Below are 23,989 nucleotides of genomic sequence, written 5' to 3' on the forward strand. Positions count from 1 at the left end.
CTTGGGAGGTTATACGGATGAATGTTCAAAAGATTAAAGAGGAAATTACCAAAATGAAAACTAGCCTTGCTTTTTTAGAGGAGCGTTTAAAGGAGATTCAGCAAAATTGTGATCATCGTTTTGATGGCGATCAATATTATGAAAAATGTTTGAAGTGTTATAAGGTAAACGTATTATATTATTAAACAAAAAACTCGAAAAAAAACACTCTCAACAAGAGGGTATTAAAAAGATAGCCATGTAACCTTACCTTGATTAATAATAGGGTAAGGTTTTTTATTTTTCTCTATAAAATTCCATAGTAAAAGCTATTAATCACTTTTTATTATTACAAATGTAAGAGAAGGTAATTCGCCATTATTAGGATTTTTATATCATATTCCAGAAACAGGGCATGACTATGACTATTGTGAATATGATGAGGTATATCTTACAGAATGTTTTTTAGAAGACTCTGTTAAATAGTATTGGTGATTTTCTCCTTAGATTAATAGAACTGGTTCGGTGAGAAAGCGATAACAGTCTTCGTGGAACTAGAAAACACCACTCTGAAGTGATGTTTTCTTAGAAACTATGCTTTCACTCGGAGAAGATTTATCTAATCAATGTTCTACCAGGCTTGATACAGAAACACTTTGTTTATTATTTGGTTCATCTAGAGGATGGATTGTAGTTGTTCCGTTTTGTTGATCTACATGCTCAATATAGATACGTGTTCCGTTATACGTTACATTAGCCATAGTCGGTGAATTAGTAATTTCTTGTGCTCGTTGTACGTCCATGTCACGACCTCCTTTCCGTATTAAAGCCATTTTAAGTATTTCCTCTGAACTACTTGTTATACGTCTATTTTAGAAATGATGTTATTTGATTACCTTTTTTTTAACTGGTTCAGTCCATAGAATTCGGAACAAGCGTGAAGAAGCGCTGTAGCCAGTTTGGGCGATTAACAAACAGGCAACTTTACAGTTATACTCGTCCCTTCATCCAGCTTACTACGAACCTCAATCGTTCCTTCATGAACATCTACAATCCATTTACATAAAGACAATCCAAGCCCAGTTCCTCCTAGACTTCTTGATCTGGAATCGTCCGCGCGATAAAATCGCTGAAAAATAAAAGGCAAGTGTTCCTCTGAAATCCCGATCCCATTATCAATTACATTAATATAAATGAATTTTTCCGTCCTGTTTGCCTGGATTTCCACTTTGCCACCTTCTGGAGTGTACTTAAGAGCATTTTCAATCAAATTAATAAATAATCTTCGTAAGAGATCTTCATCCCCGAATAAAATGAAAGGATCAGGTATTTGAATATGTAATTCAATCTGTTTTTTCATTTCCAATGATAGTAAATGATTCCTAACATTTTGGAATAAAAGCATTCCGTCAACGGTTTTTCGCTCTATCAGATTTGAATTAGAGGTATTTCTCGATAAATATAAGAATTTTTCTACCATATCAGATAAATAGATGACCTCTTCCAAAACAGTATACAGCACGTCCTTATATTCCTCTTCAGATCTATTTCTATTTAAAGCAACATCCAATTCTCCTCGCATAATTGTTAAGGAAGTACGAAGTTCATGAGAAACATCGGAAGTAAACTGCTGAATTTGCGTGAAAGAGCTTTCTAGTCTGTCAATCATATGATTGAGAGTTTTTGATAAACTATACAATTCGTCTTTCGGCCCTTCAATAGGCAGCCGTTCGTGTAAACTGGTTGCAGTAATGGTATTAGTCGTACTGATAATTTGATGAATCGGCTTCAGAGTTTTTCTCGAAATCAACCATCCCATCACGATTGATATTCCTAGGAATACAAAATTAGAGATGATAATTATGTTCCGCAACTGATCAATTGCGAAATGCCGTATCGCGTCGTTTGTAGCAACCGTAATTCTGTATGTCAATTTATTTTCTGATATCAGTTGCATGGACATCGCACGAAGCGGTATCCCATTTAGCTCGGGATCCCAGCTGAAGGTATTCTCGTCCATCTTCTTTAAAGTTTCTGAATCGTTGATGAGTTGACCGTACAAATTTCTAGATTCTGCAATGATTTGCCCTCGATCAGTTTCAATGGTCCAATAGATCTCTTCTTGATTTACGCTTTCAAAACTTCGCAATCGGTTGATGTGTTGTTCGATTTTAGAATACGAATCCCCTTCCTCCAAACAATAGGCAATCAAACCAAGTTCTCTGGTAAGGATCGAATCGACTTCTTTGGTTACCATTTCAGAAAATGTAAAATATAAGAATCCGCTAAATAGGAATAAAATGAATATAAACATAATCGAATGCCAAATCGTAATTCTCCATACGATACTTTTTAAAAACCTCATGATGGTTTATTCTTCACTTTTGATTATGTAACCAATACTATATACCGTTTGTATCAGTTTTAAATCAAAGTTTTTATCTATTTTATTTCTTAAGTGATTAATATAAACATCGACTACATTGGTTCCTATGTTATACGCATCTGTCCAAACACGTTCTAGAATTAACGTTCTAGATAAAATCCTACCGGCATTTCTCATCATAAATTCCAAAATAGCATATTCCTTATTGGAAAGGAACATATGAAGTCCCCCTCGAGTCACCTCTCTCGTAGAAGGATTCAACGTCAGATCCGCTACTTGTAAAAGAGGTGATGCCTTTTCTCGGTCTCGTCTTAATAGACACCGTATACGTGCTAATAACTCCGTAAAAGCAAACGGCTTTGTCATATAATCGTCCGCTCCTAAATCGAGTCCATCTACTTTATCTGCCACGGAATCTTTAGCACTGAGAATGAGAATAGGAATATTTTTTCCATTCAACCTTAGTTCCTTAATCAATCGCATGCCATTTTTCTTCGGAATCATAAGGTCGACAATCATAAGATCATATTCTTCTGCAAATGCGAGTTCGGAAGCGATTTCACCATCGTTCGCCACATCTACAACATATTGGTGTTCTCTTAATCCTTGCGATATAAAACGGGCTACCTTTGACTCATCTTCAACCAATAACAACCTCATGTCCATTTCCCCTAACAAATTCACTCATTTTATATATCGATAGTGATAATCATTATCAATTATTTTATAATAATATCTTAAATTATCACTCTTTTTTGGTCAATCAGGTAATGATTTCCTTTTGAAAGTCAACTAAAACAACTCCTCTCATTAAGCAACATGGTAAGTGTGAAATATTAAATTTTTTTAATTTTATTTTAAATAGTTTTTAAGAACTTTTTTATAATATATCGCCAACGGTTAAAAGTGATAATGATTATCATTGTCACTTTTGCTTCGAACAATATATATTTTGGAGGGGGCTTATGATGCAAAATCAAAATAATTCAGGAAAACACTTTTTTCATAATTTAGTTGTTTTAATGCGCATTCTATTTGGAATAGGCTGGCTTTTAGCAGGAGTAACGAAGATTTTAGGTGAAGGGGGTTCTTCAGGACATTCTTGGTTTACCCAACCAGGAGTATTTCTAAGTGATTATCTGATGAATACATTAGATAAACCCAATGTGCCAGAGTTTTATAAATTTTTTATAGAAGAAGCGGCCTTGAAGCAAGTAATGGCTTTAAATTATGCCATTCCCATCGTTCAGGTGTTGGTTGGTTTGTTTCTCATCGCCGGGTTTATGATACTTCCCTCCATTCTGGCGTGTCTCTTTATGCATATTAACTTTCTTCTTTCAGGTAATATCAATATAATGAGCCTTACTCTTTATACAAGCGCATTTGGATTGTTACTTAGTGGAAGAAAAATGTATCATTTAAGCTTGGATAAGTATTTCAAGTTAAATCACTTATTGAACTTAACTATTAATAAATCCAGAGATTTAACGATTCCTAAATTTAAAGAAATGTATCCTCAAGAAGACCTTAAAAAACTTTTGCAAGACAGTATGAACGAGGTTGTAAGTTCTTTAGAAAAAGCTCAGGTGTCCCAAAATGAGCGGATCGAACAATTTATCACTTATGTTCAAGAAACTTACTTTAGTGAAAATAGTCATATTGAAAAAGAAAAGCATGTAAAATCATTAATTCGTCAAGAATAACATCATTTTGACACCCTTATAGACCATTTTTTTATAAGGGGATGTGAAAATAAATAGATTAGGAGAAATGACTGAATTACGTAAATGAAGCTAACTTTAATTGATAATGATTGTTATTATCAATTAAAATCAGAAAATGCCATAATAATCAATTTTCAATTATAGAGTCATAAATTAAGGGAGAGAAGAACTATAATGAGAACACTACCATGGAAAGTGATGACAACAGTTGCATTGGCTTCATCACTTTTATTAATAAGTGCCTGCTCAAACGAGAAATCAACTGCCAAGGAAGATACAAAAGCAGATACGAAAACGGTAACAAATACAAAAAAAAGCAGCGTATCTGTTCCAGTGATAGATTATAGGTTTGATACAGCCGCGAATATGTTTGCTTATGCAGAATTTGAGCTCTCCGGAGAGCCCTTAGTAGAAGGTCTTGGCTTAGATTTAGATGTTCTTAATGTAAGAAAGCTTGATCAACCATCCAAATTTGACTACACAGCAGGTGTAGAATCATATGAATATTCAGAAGAAGCGATGTATGAAGTGACTGAAAAATCCGGCCTTGGCTTACATTTAATCCACGGCCCGGCGGTTGCAGAATTAGCGAAGAAAACAGGAAAAGACGCACCGACTATGCTAGGTGAACGTTTTTATGAACTGGCAGACAGTGTCGGTTATCCAAAAGATGAACTATTTAGGAATATGTTTCCAACATTAATTGAATATTCCTCTGGTGACCCGCACTACATACAAAAAGTGGATACAAAGGTTTATGCAGAAAATGACGATGACTCTTATGTCCCAATGTATCAGGTGAATTTTGAAACGTTGCGCTGGGGTAGGGCAAAGATGGACACAACATTAAATCCTTCAGCCTATGGAGCAACCTTCTTGAAGCAAGCTCTTTGGGCTGGAGACTTTATGGGAGGCTTACATAAAGTAGACAGTGATGAAGAACTTGAAGCGACATCACCGAAAGATGATGATGATGCAAACATCGCGTTAGGGGTTAGTTCAGCGGATGGAATGCAGGGAGCCATTCTGACAGAACAAATTTGGAACAAGCTGAACTACATTCGAGAGGGTTTATTTTACGATACAGCTAAAAAGCAGCTGACGGCTGGGACTGGAAGCAAATATAATCCGGCTAATGGCTTTGTTTATTTGCCGCACCAAATCGAAGTCGTGGAAGACGGTAATGATGAGATGCCAAACGCCAAACAATTGACCGTAAAAGATGCACGAAGCATGCTGCAAGATCAATGGCTGATGCTATGGCCGGCATCCGAATTTTACGGCATGACAGATCAGCGCCCGGAAAACAAAGCGCAAAACCCGGCGTTTTTAGCCGCATTTGACGGTAAACCGTTTCCGAGTGCAGCTAAGGAGAATGTAGATGGTTCTGCTGCCAACGATGTAAAGGCATCTGATCCTTATTCCATCAACCGCGATGTGTTGCTGCAAGTCTTTAAAAATATCGATGCCATGCACTTTAACAATGAAGCGGGAGCTTTTATCGATCAACACGACGGAAAGACACAGGGAGCGCATGTAGATACATTCCAGGCCGGATACACGACAGAGGCGCTGCGAATGTTCCAGCGTGCGATTGACGGTCTTCCTGTCGGATACGCCAATGGTGAGGATGCAAAAGGATTAGAGACTAAAGAAGGAAAGCGTGCTCTGGAAATGATCAAAAAGCAAGCCGACTTTATCATCAATGAGTTAAAACGTGAAGATGGGCTAGTTGCAAACGGATATACGATCAAAAAAGGTAAGGACGATACAGAGCCAACTTTAGATGCACAACTAGGAGCAATTAGAGGCTTGACTGGAGCATTCTTAGCAACGAAAGAAACGAAGTACCGCGATGAAGCACGTGAATTATACCAAGCGATGGATGAGAAAATGCTCGATAAAGAAACCAATTTATATTACACAAGTAAAGATGAAATGAAATATAACCCTATGACAGCAGGGGCTTTATCAGCTGTCTTCCGTGTTGCTTTAAATAACTTATACAATGCGGACGGAGACCAAGATACACTGTCAGCTCTGGACCGTGAAACGATAATCTCCCGCTATGTTTCTTTTTACGATACGGTTATTGACGGGCCATCGTTACAGGAAGGAATGCAGGCAAGTGAGTTCTGGGATACAGGAGATGCTTATATTGACGGTAAAAAGCTTGGGAATACCGACAAAGACAATGTTCCGCAAGTGCAGGCAGGGAACGGGAAATATGGGATTGCGCCTATTTTAGTGAACGTAGAAGTGAAGAAACGGTAAGGAAGGAAATATTATGTGGTGGAAGAGACTCTTGCAATTAAAAATTTTATCTGCAACGGCCATTATCGCTGTAAGCTGTATGCCGGAACAAATGGCCACGAACAAAGAGGTCCTTCGTGACCATGCAGTTCATAGTGATAATATGGTGCTAAATGAAAAAGGTGATACACTTTATGTGGCCAATATAGATGTAGATACCATATCGATTCTTGATGCAAAAACGAAAAAAATACAAGCGGAAGTTTCGGTCGGAAAACAACCGCAGCAGCTAACATTAAGTCCCGATGGCCAATTCGTGTATGTCTCGTGTTTATTTGATAACCAGGTAGACGTCATTTCTACAAAAAAGAGGAAAGTGGTCGACTCCATTGAGGTTGGCATTCAACCATTTGGGCTTGTCACAAGCCCAAATGGTGAAACACTTTATGTAGCAAACTATCAGTCTGGTACGCTATCTATCATTGATACAAATGAGAGGGAAGTAAAGAAGGAATTAAAAATTGGTGACCGTCCTAGAACGGTTGCCATGACCAAGGATGGGAAAAAGCTATATGTTCCTCATTATTTAGATGGCAATATCTCTGTCATCGATACAGAGGTAGATAAAGTGACAAAGACTATTACCTTAGCTAATTCACCGGATCAGACTAACCGTAAGAAAAGCCAGGGGATTCCTAATACTTTTGAGCAGTTTGTGATATCGCCTGATGGGAAAAAGGCGTTTGTTCCACACTTGTTAACGAATATCGATACCCCAATTCATTTTCAAGAGACGATCTTTCCTGCGGTGTCCGTTATCGATTTAGGAAAAGACGAAGAAATCGTAGATGAACGAAAAGAGCTCTTTGACGAAATGAATATACGGGATGTAAAAAATGAAACCATCATCGTAGCGAACCCATTTGATGTAGCCTTTCAGCCGGATGGCAGTAAAGCCTATGTGGTGATGTCGGGCAGCGAAGACCTTGTCGTTTTTGATTTAACACGTGGCGGAAATGCGACCCAAATTTTGCGGCGCATTAAAGGAGATAACCCACGGGGGATTGCCATTTCAAATGATGGCCAGACACTATATGTTCATAATGCGATGAGTCATAATTTGGCGACGATTCAGACAGGGGGAGACAGCCCTTATGCGCGGGCCACTATTTCAGGGGAACCTGTAAAACTGATTAAAAAAGACTCTCTTTCAAAAGAGGTGCGGGAAGGTAAAACAATATTTTACAGTGCCAACAGTGATGAATTCGCCACAAGCATAACGGGGAACAACTGGATGAGCTGTGCCTCGTGCCATGCCGATGGGGACATGAATCGCTTAACGTTAACGACGGCAAAAGGTCCACGTAATATTCCAAGCAACGTGGTAACGACGGAAACAGGGCTTTTTTTGTGGGACGGGTCACGCAATGAGTTTACGGATTACATTCATACTGTTCAAGGCGAAATGGGAGGTATGATGGAACTTGATCCTGCCAAACCGATCCCAGAAGATGTACAGCACATGTATGATGCACTCCTGGCTTTTTTGCAAGATCCAAACTCGTATCCTCCCCCTCAAAGTCCTTATCGAAAAAAAGATGGCAGTTTAACAAACACAGCCAAAGAAGGAGAACGGTTGTTCAACGGAAAAGGAAACTGTCTCAGCTGCCATGGCGGGGAGTTCTTCACTGACAGCGGCAAGGCTGTGAATGGAGAAGGAGAGCTGACGGAACGAAACACAAACTTTCTCCATGATATTGGAACAGGAAGCAAACTCGACGTGCCTTCAAAAGGAGATGCACGCGGTCAATATCAGAATCCGCGTAATGGCAAAAAATTTGATACTCCAACTTTAAGGGGTGTTTGGGCAACTGCGCCGTATTTTCATGATGGCAGCGCAAAGACCATAGAATCTGCGATTGAGCGTCATAGAAATAACAGCATTCCGATGTTATCAACATGGGAAGTGAATGCCATTGCCGAATATATTAAATCAATTGAGTAGGCGAAATCTGTCGTAAAAGCGGCAGTTTTTTTTAGTAACGAAGGTATGTATTTTTCCTGTTTTATTCTTAAACAAAAGGACTTAAAAATTACGTTTAATACTTTTAAAAATATTAAAAGGTGAACAAAGCTACATTAGTCTATTTTTTTAGTTGACTACAATCAGTAGTCTATATATGCCGAATGCGTCCCGGCTATGATTTTAAAAGAAGAAGCAGGAACCCAGTAAGGGATTTCCTGCTTTTATTCAATTATGGGACCGCAAACTAGGAGTTACTCCCTAAATGGAGAAACTCCTTTTTCCGATTTAGTTTTATTTTAGAATTTATACTTCAATTTTTCTTTTTCAAAACTACTTTCATTTCTCTCAAATCATACCATTCAAAGCCCTTACTTGTGTTTACTTCTAAATTTACTTAGTCAGATTGTTCCACTAATAAGTATAGCCTAACGTATTCTAATCTTTGAAAAACAATAGTTTTTTATCTAAATTTGGTAATTTTGAATTTTTGTAATTATTCTGAAATTAATATTGTAAATTGGTAAAATAGCACATATAATCAAAAATGAGCATAAAACATCAAATTCATTCAAAAGTGAGCTAAAACAGTCAAACGGCGCATTTCAAATGAATGGGAGGGAAACGATTCTGTGTACGGTATAGAAAGAAAGTCGGCCATATTAGAGTTACTAAACAAGTATACTAGAGTAGATGTACAAGAATTAAGTCAACACTTCGACCTGTCTGAATCAACAATTCGTAGGGACTTAAAGGAACTAGAGGAAGCACAATTGTTAAAAAGAACGCATGGTGGGGCTATCTTGTTCAAAAGTGTGACCTTCGAACCGACCTACATTGAGAAAGAAGTGCAGTTTCAAAAAGAGAAAAGGGCTATTGCAAAGGAAGCGGCTAAGCTTATTGAGAACGGTGAAAGTATCTTGCTCGATTCGGGTACGACAACTTATTATCTTGCTCAAGAACTAAGAAACTTTTCGAGCTTACAGGTGGTTACCAATTCGATATTATGTGCCAATGAATTAAAGGATGTATCTGGAATTGAAGTCTTATTATGTGGTGGTTCTCTGCGTTCAGAAACACTAGCGTTGGTAGGTCCATTGGCTGAAAACAGCTTTAATCAAATTTGTGTAGACAAATCGTTTATTGCTACGAATGGCGTTGATGTAGAAAATGGCTTAACCACCCCAAATTTAATTGAGGCATCAACTAAAAAGAAGATGATTGATTGTGCGGAAAAAGTTATTCTCATCACTGATCATACCAAAATAGGTCAAGTAAGCTTTGCGAAGTTTGCGGAGATTCATGAGATAAATTATTTAATTACCGATAGTGCTGCGGAAAAGACCGTACTTAACCGCATTGAGGAATCAGGAATTTCTGTTCGCGTAGTCTGACTTTTCCCCAATAGGTAAGGATCTAATATCAGATAAAAAAATGAAGGGGTTTAAATGAAAACGTTTTAAAAAATATCCACACCATTTTTAGGAGGTGATGTTTATAGAGTTATGAAAATAATAGAAGAGATTTTAATAGTTTTAATTAACTTGTTCTTTGGATGAGAAAAATGAAAGAATCACAAAAAAGGTTACGATTCAGGGCAACCACGACCAAATGGAAAAAAGCCCAAAATCATAACCCTGCTTGAGTATATCTAAAATTATTACTAATTTTAGCACTCATTTTTATACTACGGTATTACAGATTTTTTTACAAGGATTGAGTTTTGCTAGAAGTATCTATTACTTTCCAAAACTATATTTAGGAGGAATTACAAACGATGAAAAACTTTAAAATTTTTAACATAGTATTATTAATTTTAACTTTATGCTTTTTAGGTGCATGCAGCAACAATGAAAGTGCTTCTAATACTGGTAAAACAGATGACAAGTCTAATAATGAAAAAAAGCTAAAGATTGGTTTAACAGTTCCAAATTTAAGTAATCCATTCTTTGTAGCGATGTCTAAAGGGGCTAAAGAAGTTGCTTCTAAGTATAATGCTGAAGTAACGACTGTAAGTGCCGATCAAGACCTTGCTAAACAAACTGCACAAATTGAAGACTTTATAACAAAAAAAGTTGATTTAATATTATTAAGCCCTTTTGATTCTGCTGGTATTGCTGGTGCAGTTAGTGAGGCAAAAGCAGCGGGTATTCCAGTTGTGGCTCTTGATGGATTTGCAGAAGGTGGCATTGACACAGTGGTTATGTCTGATAACGTCCAAGCAGGTAAATTAGCTGCGGATTACCTTGTAAAACAACTTAATGGAAAAGGTAATATTGTTATTATTGATGGACCTCCTGTTTCAGCAGTGACAGACCGAATTAAAGGTTTTAACCAAGTCATTAAAAAATATCCAGATATCAAGGTTGTTGCTAAACAAAATGGTGAAGGGAATCGTGAAAAGGCTCTTACTGTAATGGAAGGTGCACTAACAGCAAACAAAAAAATCGATGCAGTATTTACAATAAATGATGAAGAGGCTGTTGGAGTACAAATCGCTCAAGAACAAGCTAGTAGACAAAATGAATTCTTTGTCGTAAGTGTTGACGGTGCACCTTCCGCGGTTGATGCGTTGAAAAAAGGCGGAAGCTTTGCTGGTACTTCAGCACAATTCCCGAATCAAATGGTTATTGATGGTGTTGCCTTAGCATTAAAAGTCATTGATGGTAAGAAAGTTGACTCAAAAGTTCTTATTCCAACTAAATTTATCACTAAAGATAATGTTGATTCCTATAGTGGCTGGTAATTTATTTCCCTCTAGTGGAGGTAAAATATGGTGCTCTATCTCGAGCACTATATTTATATCTAAGTAAAATAGGGCTTAAAAAGAGCTTAGGGAGTGGCGCTAATGGCAGTATTTCAGGTTCAAGAACAAATAAATCGTCGTCTACCACAGACCCAGTTACCCATCCTTAGGATGAAGGCGGTTACGAAGAAATTTTCCGGTGTCAAGGTGTTGCAAAATGTTAATATCGAACTCTATAAAGGGGAAGTCCATGCCTTGATGGGGGAGAATGGTGCAGGAAAATCTACTTTAATGAAGATCATGGCTGGTGTGTATCAACCTGATGGGGGAACGATTGAATATAAAAGTCAAGAAGTACATTGGAATAATCCAATGGAGGCAAGAAATAAAGGGATAAGTGTTATTCACCAAGAAATAAGCCTTTCACCTAATTTGTCCATTGGTGAGAATATTATGATGGGGACAACATTTAAGAAAAATAGGCTGGGCCTAATAAATTGGAATGATATTTATGAAAATGCTGCCCAAGTTTTAAAATCCATAGGATCTTCCTTGGATCCTCGAGCGGATGTTTCCACCTTAAGTGTGGCCCAACAACAAATGGTAGAAATTGCTCGAGCTTTATCACTTAATTCTGAGATTTTAATTATGGATGAACCGACGGCATCTCTGACAGATAAAGAAATAGAAAAGCTTTTTGTCATCATTGAAGAATTAAAAAGAAAAGGCGTAGCTATTGTTTATATCTCTCATCGAATGGATGAGATTTTTAAAATTTCAAATCGCTTTACAGTTCTTAGAGACGGTCATTGGGTTACAAGTGGACCAATTTCGGATACAAATCCCGAGAATCTAGTAAAACTTATGGTAGGAAGAGAGTTAAATCAGCTATTTGTAAGAGAGAGAATCGAAAGTATTGTTAGACCTGAACAAAAGCCAGTCCTTGAGTTAAAAAATGTCTCTGACAAGAAGGTTGTAAAGGGAATATCGCTGAAAATCTACCCCGGTGAAATTGTGGGCTTAGCAGGCCTTGTCGGTGCGGGACGGACTGAGTTGGTGAGAACAATCTTTGGACTATCCGAACTGTCAGAGGGTCAAATAATTTTAGATGGCAAGCCCGTTCATATAAAAAGTCCTATTGACGCAATAAAACTTGGCATTGCTCATGTTCCTGAAAGCAGGAAGGAACAGGGGTTATTACCAAATTTATCTGTAAAAGAAAATATACTGATGGCACAATTGCCAACCTATCGTAAATTTAAACTATTGCAGTATAAGCAAATGAATCGTGACGCGGATCGATACATTAAAGAACTTGGAGTAAGAACGGCATCAAAGGAACAAAATGTTATGGGCCTTAGTGGAGGAAATCAACAAAAGGTTGTTATTGCTAAATGGTTATCTATTGGTCCTAAAATACTGCTGCTTGACGAACCGACCCGTGGTGTAGACATAGGTGCAAAGACCGAGATTCATAAAATCATAAGTAAATTAGCAGAACAAGGGCTTGCTGTATTGATGATTTCTTCTGAATTACCAGAAGTATTAGGAGTTAGTGATCGGATTTTAGTGATTCATGAGGGAAAACTAAGAGCTGAACTATCTCGTAATGAAGCTACACAAGAAAAAATTATGTACTATGCTACAGGAGAGGTTAAACAATGAATACAAACTTACAAATGTCAAGTTCATCCGTAGTTTCATTTAAGGAACGCTCAAAACAGATTTTTAATCAGCTGGGCATGGTAATAATTCTTGCCTTATTAATCATAGTAATGATTATTTTTGCACCGAATTTCACAGAATCAAGTAATATCTTAAACGTACTAAAGCAAAGTTCAATCACTGCCATTCTGGCAGCTGGGATGACGGTAGTTATATTAACAGGAGGAATTGATTTATCGGTAGGCTCAACCCTTGCATTGAGCGGTGTTATATCTGTATTACTATCAAATGCCGGAACTCCTCCAGTTATCGCTATGTTAGTAGGAGTTGCTGTAGGATACGTTGCTGGGGCTATTAATGGATTTTTAACAGCTGTACCTAAGTTGCCGGCCTTTATCGTGACGCTTGGAAGTATGACATACCTGAGGGGGTTGGCTTATGTTATAACCGGCGGATATCCTGTAGTTTTGGCATCAAAGCAATTCAAGTTTATTGGGGCAGGTGAAATTCTAGGGATTCCTACTCCTATTTATGTGATGGCAATTGTTTATATCATCATGTTAATCGTTTTAAAGTATACGATGTTCGGGCGCCATGTTTATGCTATTGGTGGTAATGAAGAAGCCGCACATCTTACGGGGATTAAAGTTAATCGCACCCTGATTAACGTATATTCGATCAGTGGCTTATTAGCCGGTGTTAGTGGCGTTGTGATGGCAGGACGTTTATTCTCAGGGCAGCCCATGGTAGGAATAGCATTTGAGCTAGATGCTATAGCAGCTGTCGTACTAGGTGGTACTAGTTTTGTAGGGGGACGGGGCCGTATACAAGGAACTATCATTGGGGTTTTGATTGTGGCTGTGTTAACAAATGGAATGACTTTGCTTAACGTGGATTATTACTGGCAACAAGTTGTAAAAGGGATAGTTATTGTTATTGCTGTGCTTCTTGATAGATTACGAAGCAGAACTTAAATTAGGTCCATATCAAATAAAAGGCCAGAAGAGTAGTCTTCTGGCTTAATAAATTTTAGAATTTAGGAGAGGTTCAAATGTATGATGTAACAGCTCTTGGAGAGTTATTAATTGATTTAACTCCTTATAACTCTTCTCAGCCTGGCAAAGTTGTCTTTGAAAGAAATCCTGGTGGTGCCCCTGCCAATGTATTAGCGGGCTTAACCAAATTAGGCAAGAAGACTTGTTTCATTGGTAAGGTAGGAGATGATCAATTTGGACATTATTTAAAGCAAGTTTTAATGGATACAAACATAGGCTGTGAAGGATTATCCTTTACCCAAAAAGCAAATACTACACTGGCATTTGTTCATTTAGATGAATTTGGTGACCGCTCATTCAGCTTTTATCGAAATCCCGGTGCGGATACCAAGTTAACAGAGGATGACATTAATGAAAATATCGTAGCTCAAACCAAAATTTTTCATTTTGGATCTCTTTCCCTCACTAATGAACCAGCTGCCACTACCACTCTAAAGACAGTCCAATTAGCAAAAGAACTAGGGAAAGTTGTTTCCTATGATCCTAATTTAAGGGCCTTGCTTTGGAAGAATCTAGAGCATGCAAAGAAAATGATTAAAGAGGGATTGAAATATGCAAACATCGTAAAGCTTTCGGAGGAAGAGTTGGAATTCATTACTGGAAAGGCAGATTTAGAAAAAGGAACAAGACAACTCGTTGAACAGTATAACACAGAACTTATATTTGTCACTTTAGGAGCAGAAGGCTGTTTTTATCGAAAAGGGGAGAACGTAGGGAAATTTAAATCCTTCAAAGTGAATCCAGTTGATACAACAGGTGCGGGAGATGGCTTCTATAGTGGCGTTTTATACAAATATTTAGAAAAAAATAAACCTATTGCTAATTTAAACATGGATGATATGGAAGAAATTATTATATTTGGAAATGCGGTTGGAGCAATTGTCACAACAAGGAAAGGTGCAATATTAAGCATGCCTTGTATGGAAGAAATTAAGAAACTAATGGATAATCAAAATTAGTAACTGTTTTGAAAGAGCTGGTAAACCCACCAACATCTATTTGTATTGCCAATTACAGTCCACACATGTGGAGTGCTGTTCACTGCTGGTTTTAAAAAGGTAACCCATAAATTAACTCTTCCAAACTAAAATAAACATTTCCGATTTTCAGTCCTGACTCCATACCAACCCGGGTTTGTTCCAATACGAATCCGGGCTTTTTTCAATATTTCTTCAGGCAGGCATTCAATAATTGACCGAAGGTTGTCCATGCTAACCCTCATATTTTCTCAAGGGTATTTTTCATCTTTCCATTATCTTTTCTCGGCTTTCTCTTAATTCCATTATCAAAGAAGCTGCTGTTCAGCTCGTTCCAAAGCCCATGATGTCTTTTCAAAGATGCCAATCATTTGTTTTGCAAGTGGTTGCTTTTGCTCTTCGTGTTTCCTTTATCTCTTATGCCCTGTGCCTGTCACCTCATAAAAAAGTGGAACAAGCTACTAATTATTCTGGGAAGTTTGTTATTGAAAAAGTTCTAAATATATATAACCTTTTCTAAAAAAGTTAGAATTTTATTAAAACTCCTTAATCATTACAATAAAAGTGTAAAGAGAGTTTACAAAAACGTTAGAGGGGGCAAAAGGGAATAAAAGATAATTATTTTTACTTCAAGAAATGAAACCGTTATCAAGTTTTGAAAAAGAATAGAAACATTAGAGGAGAATTATCAATGAATGTATGGTAGGTTAATAGCCCATTTGGGGGATTACCATTTATTAAGAATGCAGTCATAAATAAAGGAGGCTGGTTAAGGTGAAGAAAAAGGGAATCCTAACGGTAGTTTCATTACTTTTAGTATTATCTATCTTTTTATCGGGTTGTTCGGGAGAAAAAACAGGAAGTTCAGAAACAAAAGGTGATAATAAATCCATTACGGTCCTCGTTGAAGGGGGAAGCCCGGCCTTTAAGGTTTCAAAAGAAACAGCCGCAGAATTTAAACAGAAAACAGGCTACGAAGTTAAAATTGAATCCGTTCCATATACAGGAGTCTACGACAAACTTAAGGCAGAGGTAGCTTCACGGGCAGGGGCTTTCGATGTTGCAACCATCGATATACTTTGGTTTCCTGCTCTAGCTGGCGGACTTCTGCCATTAGAAGATCTCATGACAGATGACCTTAAAAATGATTTATTCCCAGGATTAGTAGAAGGCGGAAGTTATCAGAATAAGGTTTATGGAATGCCGGTATGGACGAACGCCAAAAATTTAATCTACCGTAAAGACCTTTTCGAAGATGAAAAGAATAAAGCCGATTTTAAAGCAAAGTATGGATATGATTTACATCCGCCTACAACATGGGATGAATATCGTGATGTAGCCAAGTTTTTTACTAGAGATACAGATAATGATGGAAAAGTAGATTTGTACGGAACTACGGTATTTGGTGCGAACAATGGGGATGCGGTAGCCAGCTGGCTGGATCATGCAGCCCAAGCAGGTGCGAAACCATTGGTTGTTGGTAATAATGGCAAAGTTCTTGTTAATACAAAACCGTATGTTGATTCCTTGCAATTTTTAGTTGACCTTTTGAAAAAAGATCAATCGGTTCCATCAGGTGCACTAGAAATGGCATCTGCTGAAACTTCTGAGCTATTTTGGAATGGAAAATCGGCCATGATGCTTGCTTGGGGTCACTTCTATGTCCCTTCAAATGACCCTAAACAATCAAAGGTAGCAGGAAAAGTTGGAAGTGCCCCAATGATTGGTGGCGGAGCGGGAATAGGTGCTGTCCCAGGTCCTTGGTACCAGGTTATCCCTAGTTCTTCCAAAAAACAAGAGATTGCCAAAGAGTACCTGAACTTCATCTATGAAAAGAATGAACTATTTATGAAATCATTGGGGGTAGCAGCGAGAAAATCCGTTTTTGAAAGTTATAGTACACAGCAGGGCTATGAACATTTGAAACCGCTTATGACGACATTAAGCGGACCACAAACGCAAAATCGACCTGCTATTAAGGAATGGCAAGAAATCGAAAGTGAAGCACTCATCCCAGCCGTGCAATATGCACTTTCTGGAGAAAAAACACCTCAAGAAGCACTAGATTGGGCAGCAGATGTAATCAAAGATTTATTGCCGCCACAATAAACTGAAACGTACTTAATAGAACCTCTTCATGCAGATATCTAATCCATTGAAGGGGTTCTAAAAAATATATTGATAGAAAGGAGCGGTTTTCTTGAGACTGAAAAATGGGGCATTATCGACGATCTTTTTCTTTCCTGCAGGGATCTTTATGTTGGTATTTCTGGTCTATCCAATCTTTCTTTTAATTAGAGACAGTTTTTATAAGATTGATATCATTAATCCTTCATTACGAGAATTTGTTGGTTTTGCAAACTATACAAACTCGTTGACTTCCGAACGATTTTTAAAAGCGCTTTGGAACACAGTCGTTTATATAGGAGTAGCGGTGGGTTTCGAGTTTATCATCGGGCTAATCCTTGCTTTGCTTCTAAGCAATGCTTTTAAAGGAAGCCAATTTATTCGGACACTATTGTTAAGCCCGCTTATGCTGGCACCTTTAGTTACAGGAATCATTTGGAAATTTATGCTTAATGACCAATTCGGCATAATCAACTGGGGGCTTTATAAACTTGGAATACTTTCTGACCCGCATCAAATACTCTGGTTATCAGACTCCCGTTTTGCACTCTATTCTACGATTATTGCAGACATTTGGTTAACAACACCTTTCATTATGCTCGTTCTATTAGCAGGTATTAAAGGAATCCCGATTAGTTTATATGAATCTGCTGAAATGGATGGGGCCAATAAATGGCATAAGTTCCGTTACATTACTTTCCCTTCTCTTATCCCAGTAGCAACAGTAGCATTATTAATTCGCATTATTGATGCTGCCAGAACATTCGATATTGTCTGGGTGCTTACGCAAGGGGGACCAGGTTTTTCTTCCGAATTGCTAAGTACATATATGTATAAGACATTGACCCGTTATGGAGAGGTTGGGCAGTCTAGCGCAATGGCAGTCATCTTTATCATCATTTTATTATTCCTAAGTTCTTTCTTTATTACAAAAATGTGGTCACCTAGGAGAAGACATTCATGATGATAGGAGAGGTGAAATAGAAATGGCCCATATACCATTAAAAGAAACGATTGCAGAAAAACCAGTTTGGTTTGCAACTTTACATGTTAAACATAAAATATGGACGCTGATTATGTTGTTTACCACTTGCTTGCTGGCTTTATTATTCTTAGGTCCGTATATCTATCTATTATTAACATCATTGAAACCATCCGCAGAGGCAGTTTCGGTGCCGCCGACTTTATGGCCCTCGCAATTTTCACTGGAAAATTATATAAAAATGTTTGATTACTTGCCTATAGGGAAATATTTTCTAAATAGCTTAATTACAGCGGGTGCCAGCACCATTTTAAGTGTGTTTTTTGGGGCCATGGCTGCATATGGAATTTCTAGATTTTCTTCCATAACAGGAAGCTACTTTTTGTTATTCACCTTAGTAATCAGAATGGTACCTATGATTAGTATTGCAATTCCTATGTATATGATTGTAAAAAGTATGGGCTTAATTGATACCCATTTTGCCTTAATATTGGTGTATACCAGCTTAAATGTCCCGTTTGCTATTTGGTTAATGATTGGTTTTTTTGACTCAGTTCCAAAAGAATTTGATGAAGCGGCCAGGGTGGATGGATGCAGCTGGATCGGAGCCTTTATCAGAATTATTCTTCCGGTGTCACTCCCTGGACTGGCAACGACAGCTATCTTTACTTTTATGTTAGCATGGAATGATTTCTTGTTCTCGCTACTCATGACCAGTACGAATGCCAAAACGGCAACAGTAGGGATTTCAGAATTTTTAACCGCTTATAATCTTGATTTAGGACCAATGACAGCTGCGGCCATCTCATTTAGTCTGCCTGTTATGATATTTTCCTTTTTCGTACAGCGTTATATTGTAAGTGGCATGACTTTAGGAGCAGTAAAAGAATAACGACTTGCGAAATGATTGTGGAATTTGAGTTTGAAGTAGCAAAGGAGTTTGGGATAAAAGTGTAGAAATCAGCCAAAAAAGAAACAGTGATAGGTTATAATGTTGAAAAAGAGGAAATGTATGGTATTGAGTTGTTTTCGAATGGCGGAAATGTAAAACTACTCTCTCTGGATGTCTATCGGTTAAAGTAATGTGTCCATGGCTCTGAACAAAATTTTTAAACTAAATTGATAGGAGAATTTATTTATGGCTAGTAAAAATTATTACGACGTAACAGAGTGGCCTATCGGTAATCCGTATGAGGATATTGGTGAGGTAATCAATAGCATTATAGCAGATATTAAAAGTAGGCAAACGGACACTGATGTGAATAAAGGAGGAAAGCCGGGAGCGGTTATCTATATTCCACCGGGAGATTATCATCTTGGCAGTCAAGTAGTTATAGACATCAGTTATCTTAAAATTATGGGTTCTGGACACGGGTTTACATCTTCGAGTATTCGTTTTAATACTTCTGAGAATGAATGGGCGGATTTGCATGAGTTGTGGCCGGGAGGAAGTCGAATACTCGTAGATATTCCCCTAGAAGTAAATGACGAGGAATATAAAGGAGCTGCATTTTATGTTGAACGAAGTGGGAATCCCCGAATAAGCTCTGTAGAGTTTTCTGACTTTTGTATTGATGGTTTGCATTTTATTGAAGATGGTACAGGAGAAACAAATCCGGAAAACACATACACTAACGGGAAAACGGGTATTTATGTTGCAAGTGCTTGTGACTCATTTCGGATTACAGGTATGGGGTTTGTGTATTTAGAGCATGGAATTACTATTTATCATGCAGATGCACTGACTATACATGATAATTTCATAGCTGAATGTGGTAACTGTATAGAACTACGAGGTTGGGGACAGGCTTCAAAAATAACCGATAACTTGATAGGGGCAGGTTTTAAAGGATATTCCATTTACGCTCAAAATTTTGGTGGACTTTTGATTACAGCGAATAATGTTTTTCCACGAGGCGCGAGCAGTATCTATTTTGATGGTGTGGCACGTTCTAGTATCACAAATAATAGAATTCATTCATTTTATCCAGGAATGGTGGTATTCAGGGGAAATTGTTCGGAAAACTTGGTTTCTTCAAATCACTTTTTACGTGACCATGAACCTTGGACGCCTTTTCTGGGAATAGACAATGGTTTAGATGATTTGTATGGTCTCCTCTATATCAGTGGCAATAATAATTCTGTAATTGCTAATCACTTTTCTGAAGTAATTAATACTCAGAACATCAAGCCGGTAGGGGCAACACCGGTAATCATACGTATTGTTTCGGGTAATGGAAATTATATTTCCAATAATCATGTTGTTGCCACGGAGGTTCATGCCAAGATAAGTGATTCTTGTTTCTCTGCGCAAGTAGAAGCTTTGTTGACTACCGAAGCATCAGAGCCGCTTACCGTATCAACGGTATTGGTAGAAAAAGAATCGCTTCAAAATACGATTCTTGATTCGGGAAGTGATGCACAGGTTGTAATGGACAAGACTGTAAATGCATTCAGAGCCACTCCAACGCCAGGAGCATAAATAATATATTTAACGATGTTTTTGTGGTGGATTGGCTTGACCTATGGACGGTGAACCAATCAAGTATTCAAACAGCAGAGTAAGTATGACCATGGACAAAATTTTTAAACTGGAGAAACATAATGGCTAAACTAATGAGACTCATCGATTCTCCAATTAAGCGGAAGATTATCTTATTAGCACTGTTTTCAGCAATAATCCCTTTACTTGTTATTGGTCCTTTAACCTTCATTTATTTTAGTAAAGTAATAGAAAATAAAGTGTCTACCACGATTGATAACTTTTTAACGATTGTCGATTGGAATATTAATGCTTTTGCAAGCAATGTAGAGAATTTATCGAATGACACCTTTCTTTCAAATGAAATACAGTCTTATTTAACCTATAGTAAAACAGATGCAAAGTTATACAGATTAGAAACGTCATCTCTAGAAAACTTGAATAATATTACAATTGTAAATAACCCCTATATCAATGCGATTTATGTTGGGAATGAAAACCACGGTTTTTTGAAAGTAAACCGCGGGGAACGGAATTTAAAATATGACATCTATCAAGCGGTAAAAAAGTCCAATATCTATCAGCGTTTACTCCATAGTCAGTGGCAGGGTGAATGGCTAAATGGCAGTAATTTAGAACTTGTGAAAGATAGTAATCAATCTTTACTTTATGGAAGAAATATTCGGGATCTTGGAACGAAGGAACAAAATGGGATTGTCCTGATCGATCTCGATCGATCTTATTTTGAAAATATGTTTAAAAACAGTAATCCGCCAGGGGATATTTTGATATTGGATGATGATGAAATTCTGTTTTCAAGCAGCAATCGTTTCTCTTCCTCTCAGGTAGCCGAAATCATACAAGGTCGTGAGAAAAGTGGAACAAGTAAAAAAGTGATCAATGGAACACGATATTTCTTTAATGTTCATACAAACAAGAAAACAAATTGGGATGTCGTCAGTATGATCCCCTATGAAAATATTGTTCGCGAGGTTAACCAGCTTCGATTGGTAACGATTTCACTATTAGTCATTGCATTAATTATCTCCTTAATTTTTGCTTTATTTATAACGAGGAGAATAACAAACCAGTTAAGTTTGCTGCGCATGGTTACAGAAAAAATGGAAAAACGAGAGAAAATAGTGGGTATTGATTTTAATAACGAGGATGAACTTGGAGAGATTGGGAATCAGATTGTTCACCTTTATAATTGGAATAATGATTTAACAAAAAGGTTATATAAATCACAGATCAAGGAAAAGGAAGCAGAACTATTGGCCTTGCAAAGCCACATTAATCCGCATTTTTTATATAATACGTTGAACACTATTTATTGGATGGCAGAGAAGGCAAAAGCGAAACAAATAGCAAAAATTGCGATTAACTTGTCAAAAATCTTTAAACTTACCTTAAATGATGGTAATCATATTACCTCTGTAAAAAATGAAATAGAACAAGTTAAAAGTTATCTGGATATCCAAAATATTCGTTTTGACCATAAAATCCACTACTCATTTATGATTGAACCTGAAATCATGGAAGAAAGTATCATTAAATTGCTGTTACAGCCAATTGTAGAAAACGCTGTTTACCATGGGTTGGAACATCAGGAAAGCGGTACTATTATGATTGAAGGCACAAAGGTCGAGAAAGGTTTACTTTTCGTTATTCGTGATACAGGAAAGGGATTTGACATGGATGTGGTGGATATTAACAAAAATGGTTATGCTTTAAAAAATATTAATGAACGATTGAAGATTTATTATGGAAAAGAATATGGATTAAAGATTGAAAGTGAAATAGGAAAGGGAACTACTGTTTATCTTAATGTTGGCCTAAAGAATGAAGAAATCATCCATGACACTTTTTAAGGAGTTTTCTATTATGTATAAACTTTTAATTGTTGATGATGAAAAAATTGTAATTGAAGGCTTAAAATCAGCAGTTAACTGGCAAGAGCATCAGATTGAAATTGTAGGATCTGCTTCAGATGGAGAAGAAGCACTTAAAGAAATCATGAATAAAAAGCCTGACATTGTGTTAGTAGATATAAGAATGCCAAAATTAAATGGATTGGATTTAATTCAAGAAACAAAGGCTCTTAATCTTGAAACTGTTTTTATCATAATAAGCGGTTATTCAAAGTTTGATTACGCCAAAAGGGCTATTCAACTCGAGGCAATCGACTATCTAGTTAAACCTATTGAAGTAGAAGAAATTGTTCATTCTATTAAAAATGCCATTTTAAAACTAGAAAAAATAAAAAATGAAAAACAAGCAACTGTGCGGATTAATGAATACCAAATGGCTTTAGAAGAAAAGCGTATCCTTGATTACATTTTAGGCCAAAGATTTGTTGTGCCGGAAAAGGACCAAAAGCTACAAAGTTTTTCTTTTTTAAACATCGGATTGAAGGGGTTTGACTGGGATGATTCAAATGCCACTGAAAAAATTCAAGCTTCCTTAGAGTGTTTAAAAAGTCTATTGGAAAACAGGAAGATACAGAACTTTGTCTTTACGATTGATAGTGAAATTGTCATTATGATTTCAAACGCTGGTTCAGAGCTCGGGAATGACTTGGTTCAGGATCTTGTGTCATTGCTCTTTCATGATATGAACATAAGACCGATGGTTGGAGTGAGTAATATCTATGTAACGATTTCGGACATTAAGAAAGCCTATAGTGAAGCAAAAGAAGCGTTGAAAAATGGTATTTTTTCAAACCAGTTAATAACCTATTTTAAAGAATTAGAAACATTCAATCATTCCTTTGGTAATCGTATTATTGAAAAAATTGATACATTTTTTAATTGTAATGGCCCAGACCTGCTTAGCAACACGAATCTTTTCATGGACCAAGTTTTTCTCGATTGCCAAAAGAGTAGTCTCCCCCCAGAAAAAACAAAATACGTCTGTTTTAAAATCGTTAATCATTTCTTGGAATATATCGAAAGTGAATATGAAATAAATAAAAGCGGCGGCGAACGATATTTAGTTTATCAAGAAATAAATCAACTGCAGTCTTTTGAAGAAATCAGAGTTTGGCTAGAACAATTTATTGGGCAATCCACTGCTAATTTAAATGAAAATCACGTGTCATATAATGAAAAATTCATCATCGATTTAAAAAGTTTCATTAATGCTAATTATAAAGAACCAATTGTTTTAGATGATTTAGGCAAGCTATTCCATAAGAACCCTGCCTACCTTTGTAACTTGTTTTCTAAGGCAGTTGGCAGCACCATCTTTGAATATATTACAAAGGTCAGATTAAATAATGCCAAAAAACTGTTAAGAACCACCAATTTAAAGGTATCCGAAATTTGTAAACAGGTAGGCTACGAAAATCAAAAATACTTTAATCAAGTATTCAAGAAAAATATCGGAACAACCCCAGGTCTCTATCGTTCACAGCACATACTAAAGTAATTGTTGGATGAGAGTTATTTGTTGGGGGAGGACACATGAATATATGTGCTCGGACGAGTGTTATTTTGAGTACCCGCTTGAATCAATGTGCGAAATGGAGAATAATTCAATTAAGCTCCTGGAGGCGATTGGTAAATGAATAGACAAAAGATGAATCTTCG

Annotated in this window: 18 protein-coding genes; 15 read left to right on the top strand and 3 right to left on the bottom strand. The window is 37.0% G+C overall.

What is annotated here, in order from left to right; genetic code table 11:
• Positions 1–17: 17 nt before the first annotated feature.
• Complete coding sequence (locus FS608_RS16385) at positions 18–185, top strand: serine protease (protein WP_144552873.1); 168 nt, start codon at positions 18–20, stop codon at positions 183–185.
• A gap of 417 nt (positions 186–602) precedes the next feature.
• Here the strand turns inward: FS608_RS16385 and FS608_RS16390 are convergent, their stop codons facing one another.
• The 3 genes from FS608_RS16390 to FS608_RS16400 form a co-directional block, all read right to left on the bottom strand.
• Complete coding sequence (locus FS608_RS16390; protein WP_045522495.1) at positions 603–782, bottom strand: small acid-soluble spore protein H; 180 nt, start codon at positions 780–782, stop codon at positions 603–605.
• Positions 783–946: 164 nt separating this feature from the next.
• A complete protein-coding gene (locus tag FS608_RS16395) occupies positions 947–2,344 on the bottom strand; it encodes an ATP-binding protein (RefSeq protein ID WP_144552876.1) in 1,398 nt (465 codons plus the stop codon).
• A gap of 6 nt (positions 2,345–2,350) precedes the next feature.
• Positions 2,351–3,025, bottom strand: a complete 675-nt coding sequence (locus FS608_RS16400; protein WP_144552877.1) for a response regulator — start codon at positions 3,023–3,025, stop codon at positions 2,351–2,353.
• Positions 3,026–3,333: 308 nt separating this feature from the next.
• Between FS608_RS16400 and FS608_RS16405 the strand changes: the two genes are divergently transcribed.
• The 14 genes from FS608_RS16405 to FS608_RS16470 all read left to right on the top strand — a co-directional run bounded on the left by FS608_RS16405 (position 3,334) and on the right by FS608_RS16470 (position 23,828).
• Positions 3,334–4,068 carry a hypothetical protein gene (locus FS608_RS16405; protein WP_260871714.1) on the top strand — a complete coding sequence of 245 codons (735 nt, stop codon included), beginning with the start codon at positions 3,334–3,336 and terminating at the stop codon, positions 4,066–4,068.
• 195 nt (positions 4,069–4,263) lie between these two features.
• On the top strand, positions 4,264–6,363 hold the full coding sequence (locus FS608_RS16410) for a glycoside hydrolase family 88 protein (protein ID WP_144552879.1): 2,100 nt from the start codon (positions 4,264–4,266) through the stop codon (positions 6,361–6,363).
• A 13-nt stretch (positions 6,364–6,376) separates the two neighbouring features.
• Complete coding sequence (locus FS608_RS16415; protein ID WP_144552881.1) at positions 6,377–8,347, top strand: beta-propeller fold lactonase family protein; 1,971 nt, start codon at positions 6,377–6,379, stop codon at positions 8,345–8,347.
• A 650-nt stretch (positions 8,348–8,997) separates the two neighbouring features.
• Positions 8,998–9,759 (top strand): DeoR/GlpR family DNA-binding transcription regulator, encoded by a 762-nt coding sequence (locus FS608_RS16420; RefSeq protein WP_144552883.1) that lies wholly within the window; start codon positions 8,998–9,000, stop codon positions 9,757–9,759.
• A gap of 383 nt (positions 9,760–10,142) precedes the next feature.
• The gene (locus tag FS608_RS16425; protein ID WP_144552885.1) at positions 10,143–11,111 is read left to right on the top strand and encodes an ABC transporter substrate-binding protein; all 969 of its coding nucleotides are present in this window, start codon (positions 10,143–10,145) and stop codon (positions 11,109–11,111) included.
• A gap of 102 nt (positions 11,112–11,213) precedes the next feature.
• Positions 11,214–12,776, top strand: coding sequence for a sugar ABC transporter ATP-binding protein (locus FS608_RS16430; RefSeq protein ID WP_144552887.1), 1,563 nt, complete (start codon positions 11,214–11,216; stop codon positions 12,774–12,776).
• On the top strand, positions 12,773–13,750 hold the full coding sequence (locus FS608_RS16435) for an ABC transporter permease (RefSeq protein ID WP_144552889.1): 978 nt from the start codon (positions 12,773–12,775) through the stop codon (positions 13,748–13,750). The genes FS608_RS16430 and FS608_RS16435 overlap by 4 nt, the downstream gene beginning before the upstream one ends.
• A 77-nt stretch (positions 13,751–13,827) precedes the next feature.
• Positions 13,828–14,790 (top strand): carbohydrate kinase family protein, encoded by a 963-nt coding sequence (locus tag FS608_RS16440; RefSeq protein ID WP_144552892.1) that lies wholly within the window; start codon positions 13,828–13,830, stop codon positions 14,788–14,790.
• A gap of 792 nt (positions 14,791–15,582) precedes the next feature.
• Positions 15,583–16,917, top strand: coding sequence for an ABC transporter substrate-binding protein (locus FS608_RS16445; RefSeq protein WP_260871716.1), 1,335 nt, complete (start codon positions 15,583–15,585; stop codon positions 16,915–16,917).
• Positions 16,918–17,008: 91 nt separating this feature from the next.
• The gene (locus FS608_RS16450; protein ID WP_251459207.1) at positions 17,009–17,899 is read left to right on the top strand and encodes a carbohydrate ABC transporter permease; all 891 of its coding nucleotides are present in this window, start codon (positions 17,009–17,011) and stop codon (positions 17,897–17,899) included.
• 22 nt (positions 17,900–17,921) lie between these two features.
• Positions 17,922–18,809, top strand: a complete 888-nt coding sequence (locus FS608_RS16455) for a carbohydrate ABC transporter permease (RefSeq protein ID WP_144552897.1) — start codon at positions 17,922–17,924, stop codon at positions 18,807–18,809.
• Between the two features lie 246 nt (positions 18,810–19,055).
• Positions 19,056–20,399 carry a NosD domain-containing protein gene (locus tag FS608_RS16460; protein ID WP_144552900.1) on the top strand — a complete coding sequence of 448 codons (1,344 nt, stop codon included), beginning with the start codon at positions 19,056–19,058 and terminating at the stop codon, positions 20,397–20,399.
• Positions 20,400–20,521: 122 nt separating this feature from the next.
• The gene (locus FS608_RS16465) at positions 20,522–22,270 is read left to right on the top strand and encodes a cache domain-containing sensor histidine kinase (RefSeq protein ID WP_144552903.1); all 1,749 of its coding nucleotides are present in this window, start codon (positions 20,522–20,524) and stop codon (positions 22,268–22,270) included.
• 13 nt (positions 22,271–22,283) lie between these two features.
• Positions 22,284–23,828 carry a response regulator gene (locus FS608_RS16470; protein ID WP_186328769.1) on the top strand — a complete coding sequence of 515 codons (1,545 nt, stop codon included), beginning with the start codon at positions 22,284–22,286 and terminating at the stop codon, positions 23,826–23,828.
• Positions 23,829–23,989 lie beyond the last annotated feature (161 nt).

The sequence above is a fragment of the Bacillus sp. X1(2014) genome, from assembly GCF_007678255.1.

What these genes read in the sequence shown, in the direction of transcription:
- FS608_RS16385 (WP_144552873.1), top strand. Translation starts at nt 18, where the DNA reads ATGAATGTTCAAAAGATTAAAGAGGAAATTACCAAAATGAAAACTAGC.
- FS608_RS16390 (WP_045522495.1), bottom strand. Translation starts at nt 782, where the DNA reads ATGGACGTACAACGAGCACAAGAAATTACTAATTCACCGACTATGGCT.
- FS608_RS16395 (WP_144552876.1), bottom strand. Translation starts at nt 2,344, where the DNA reads ATGAGGTTTTTAAAAAGTATCGTATGGAGAATTACGATTTGGCATTCG.
- FS608_RS16400 (WP_144552877.1), bottom strand. Translation starts at nt 3,025, where the DNA reads ATGAGGTTGTTATTGGTTGAAGATGAGTCAAAGGTAGCCCGTTTTATA.
- FS608_RS16405 (WP_260871714.1), top strand. Translation starts at nt 3,334, where the DNA reads ATGCAAAATCAAAATAATTCAGGAAAACACTTTTTTCATAATTTAGTT.
- FS608_RS16410 (WP_144552879.1), top strand. Translation starts at nt 4,264, where the DNA reads ATGAGAACACTACCATGGAAAGTGATGACAACAGTTGCATTGGCTTCA.
- FS608_RS16415 (WP_144552881.1), top strand. Translation starts at nt 6,377, where the DNA reads ATGTGGTGGAAGAGACTCTTGCAATTAAAAATTTTATCTGCAACGGCC.
- FS608_RS16425 (WP_144552885.1), top strand. Translation starts at nt 10,143, where the DNA reads ATGAAAAACTTTAAAATTTTTAACATAGTATTATTAATTTTAACTTTA.
- FS608_RS16430 (WP_144552887.1), top strand. Translation starts at nt 11,214, where the DNA reads ATGGCAGTATTTCAGGTTCAAGAACAAATAAATCGTCGTCTACCACAG.
- FS608_RS16435 (WP_144552889.1), top strand. Translation starts at nt 12,773, where the DNA reads ATGAATACAAACTTACAAATGTCAAGTTCATCCGTAGTTTCATTTAAG.
- FS608_RS16440 (WP_144552892.1), top strand. Translation starts at nt 13,828, where the DNA reads ATGTATGATGTAACAGCTCTTGGAGAGTTATTAATTGATTTAACTCCT.
- FS608_RS16455 (WP_144552897.1), top strand. Translation starts at nt 17,922, where the DNA reads ATGGCCCATATACCATTAAAAGAAACGATTGCAGAAAAACCAGTTTGG.
- FS608_RS16460 (WP_144552900.1), top strand. Translation starts at nt 19,056, where the DNA reads ATGGCTAGTAAAAATTATTACGACGTAACAGAGTGGCCTATCGGTAAT.
- FS608_RS16465 (WP_144552903.1), top strand. Translation starts at nt 20,522, where the DNA reads ATGGCTAAACTAATGAGACTCATCGATTCTCCAATTAAGCGGAAGATT.
- FS608_RS16470 (WP_186328769.1), top strand. Translation starts at nt 22,284, where the DNA reads ATGTATAAACTTTTAATTGTTGATGATGAAAAAATTGTAATTGAAGGC.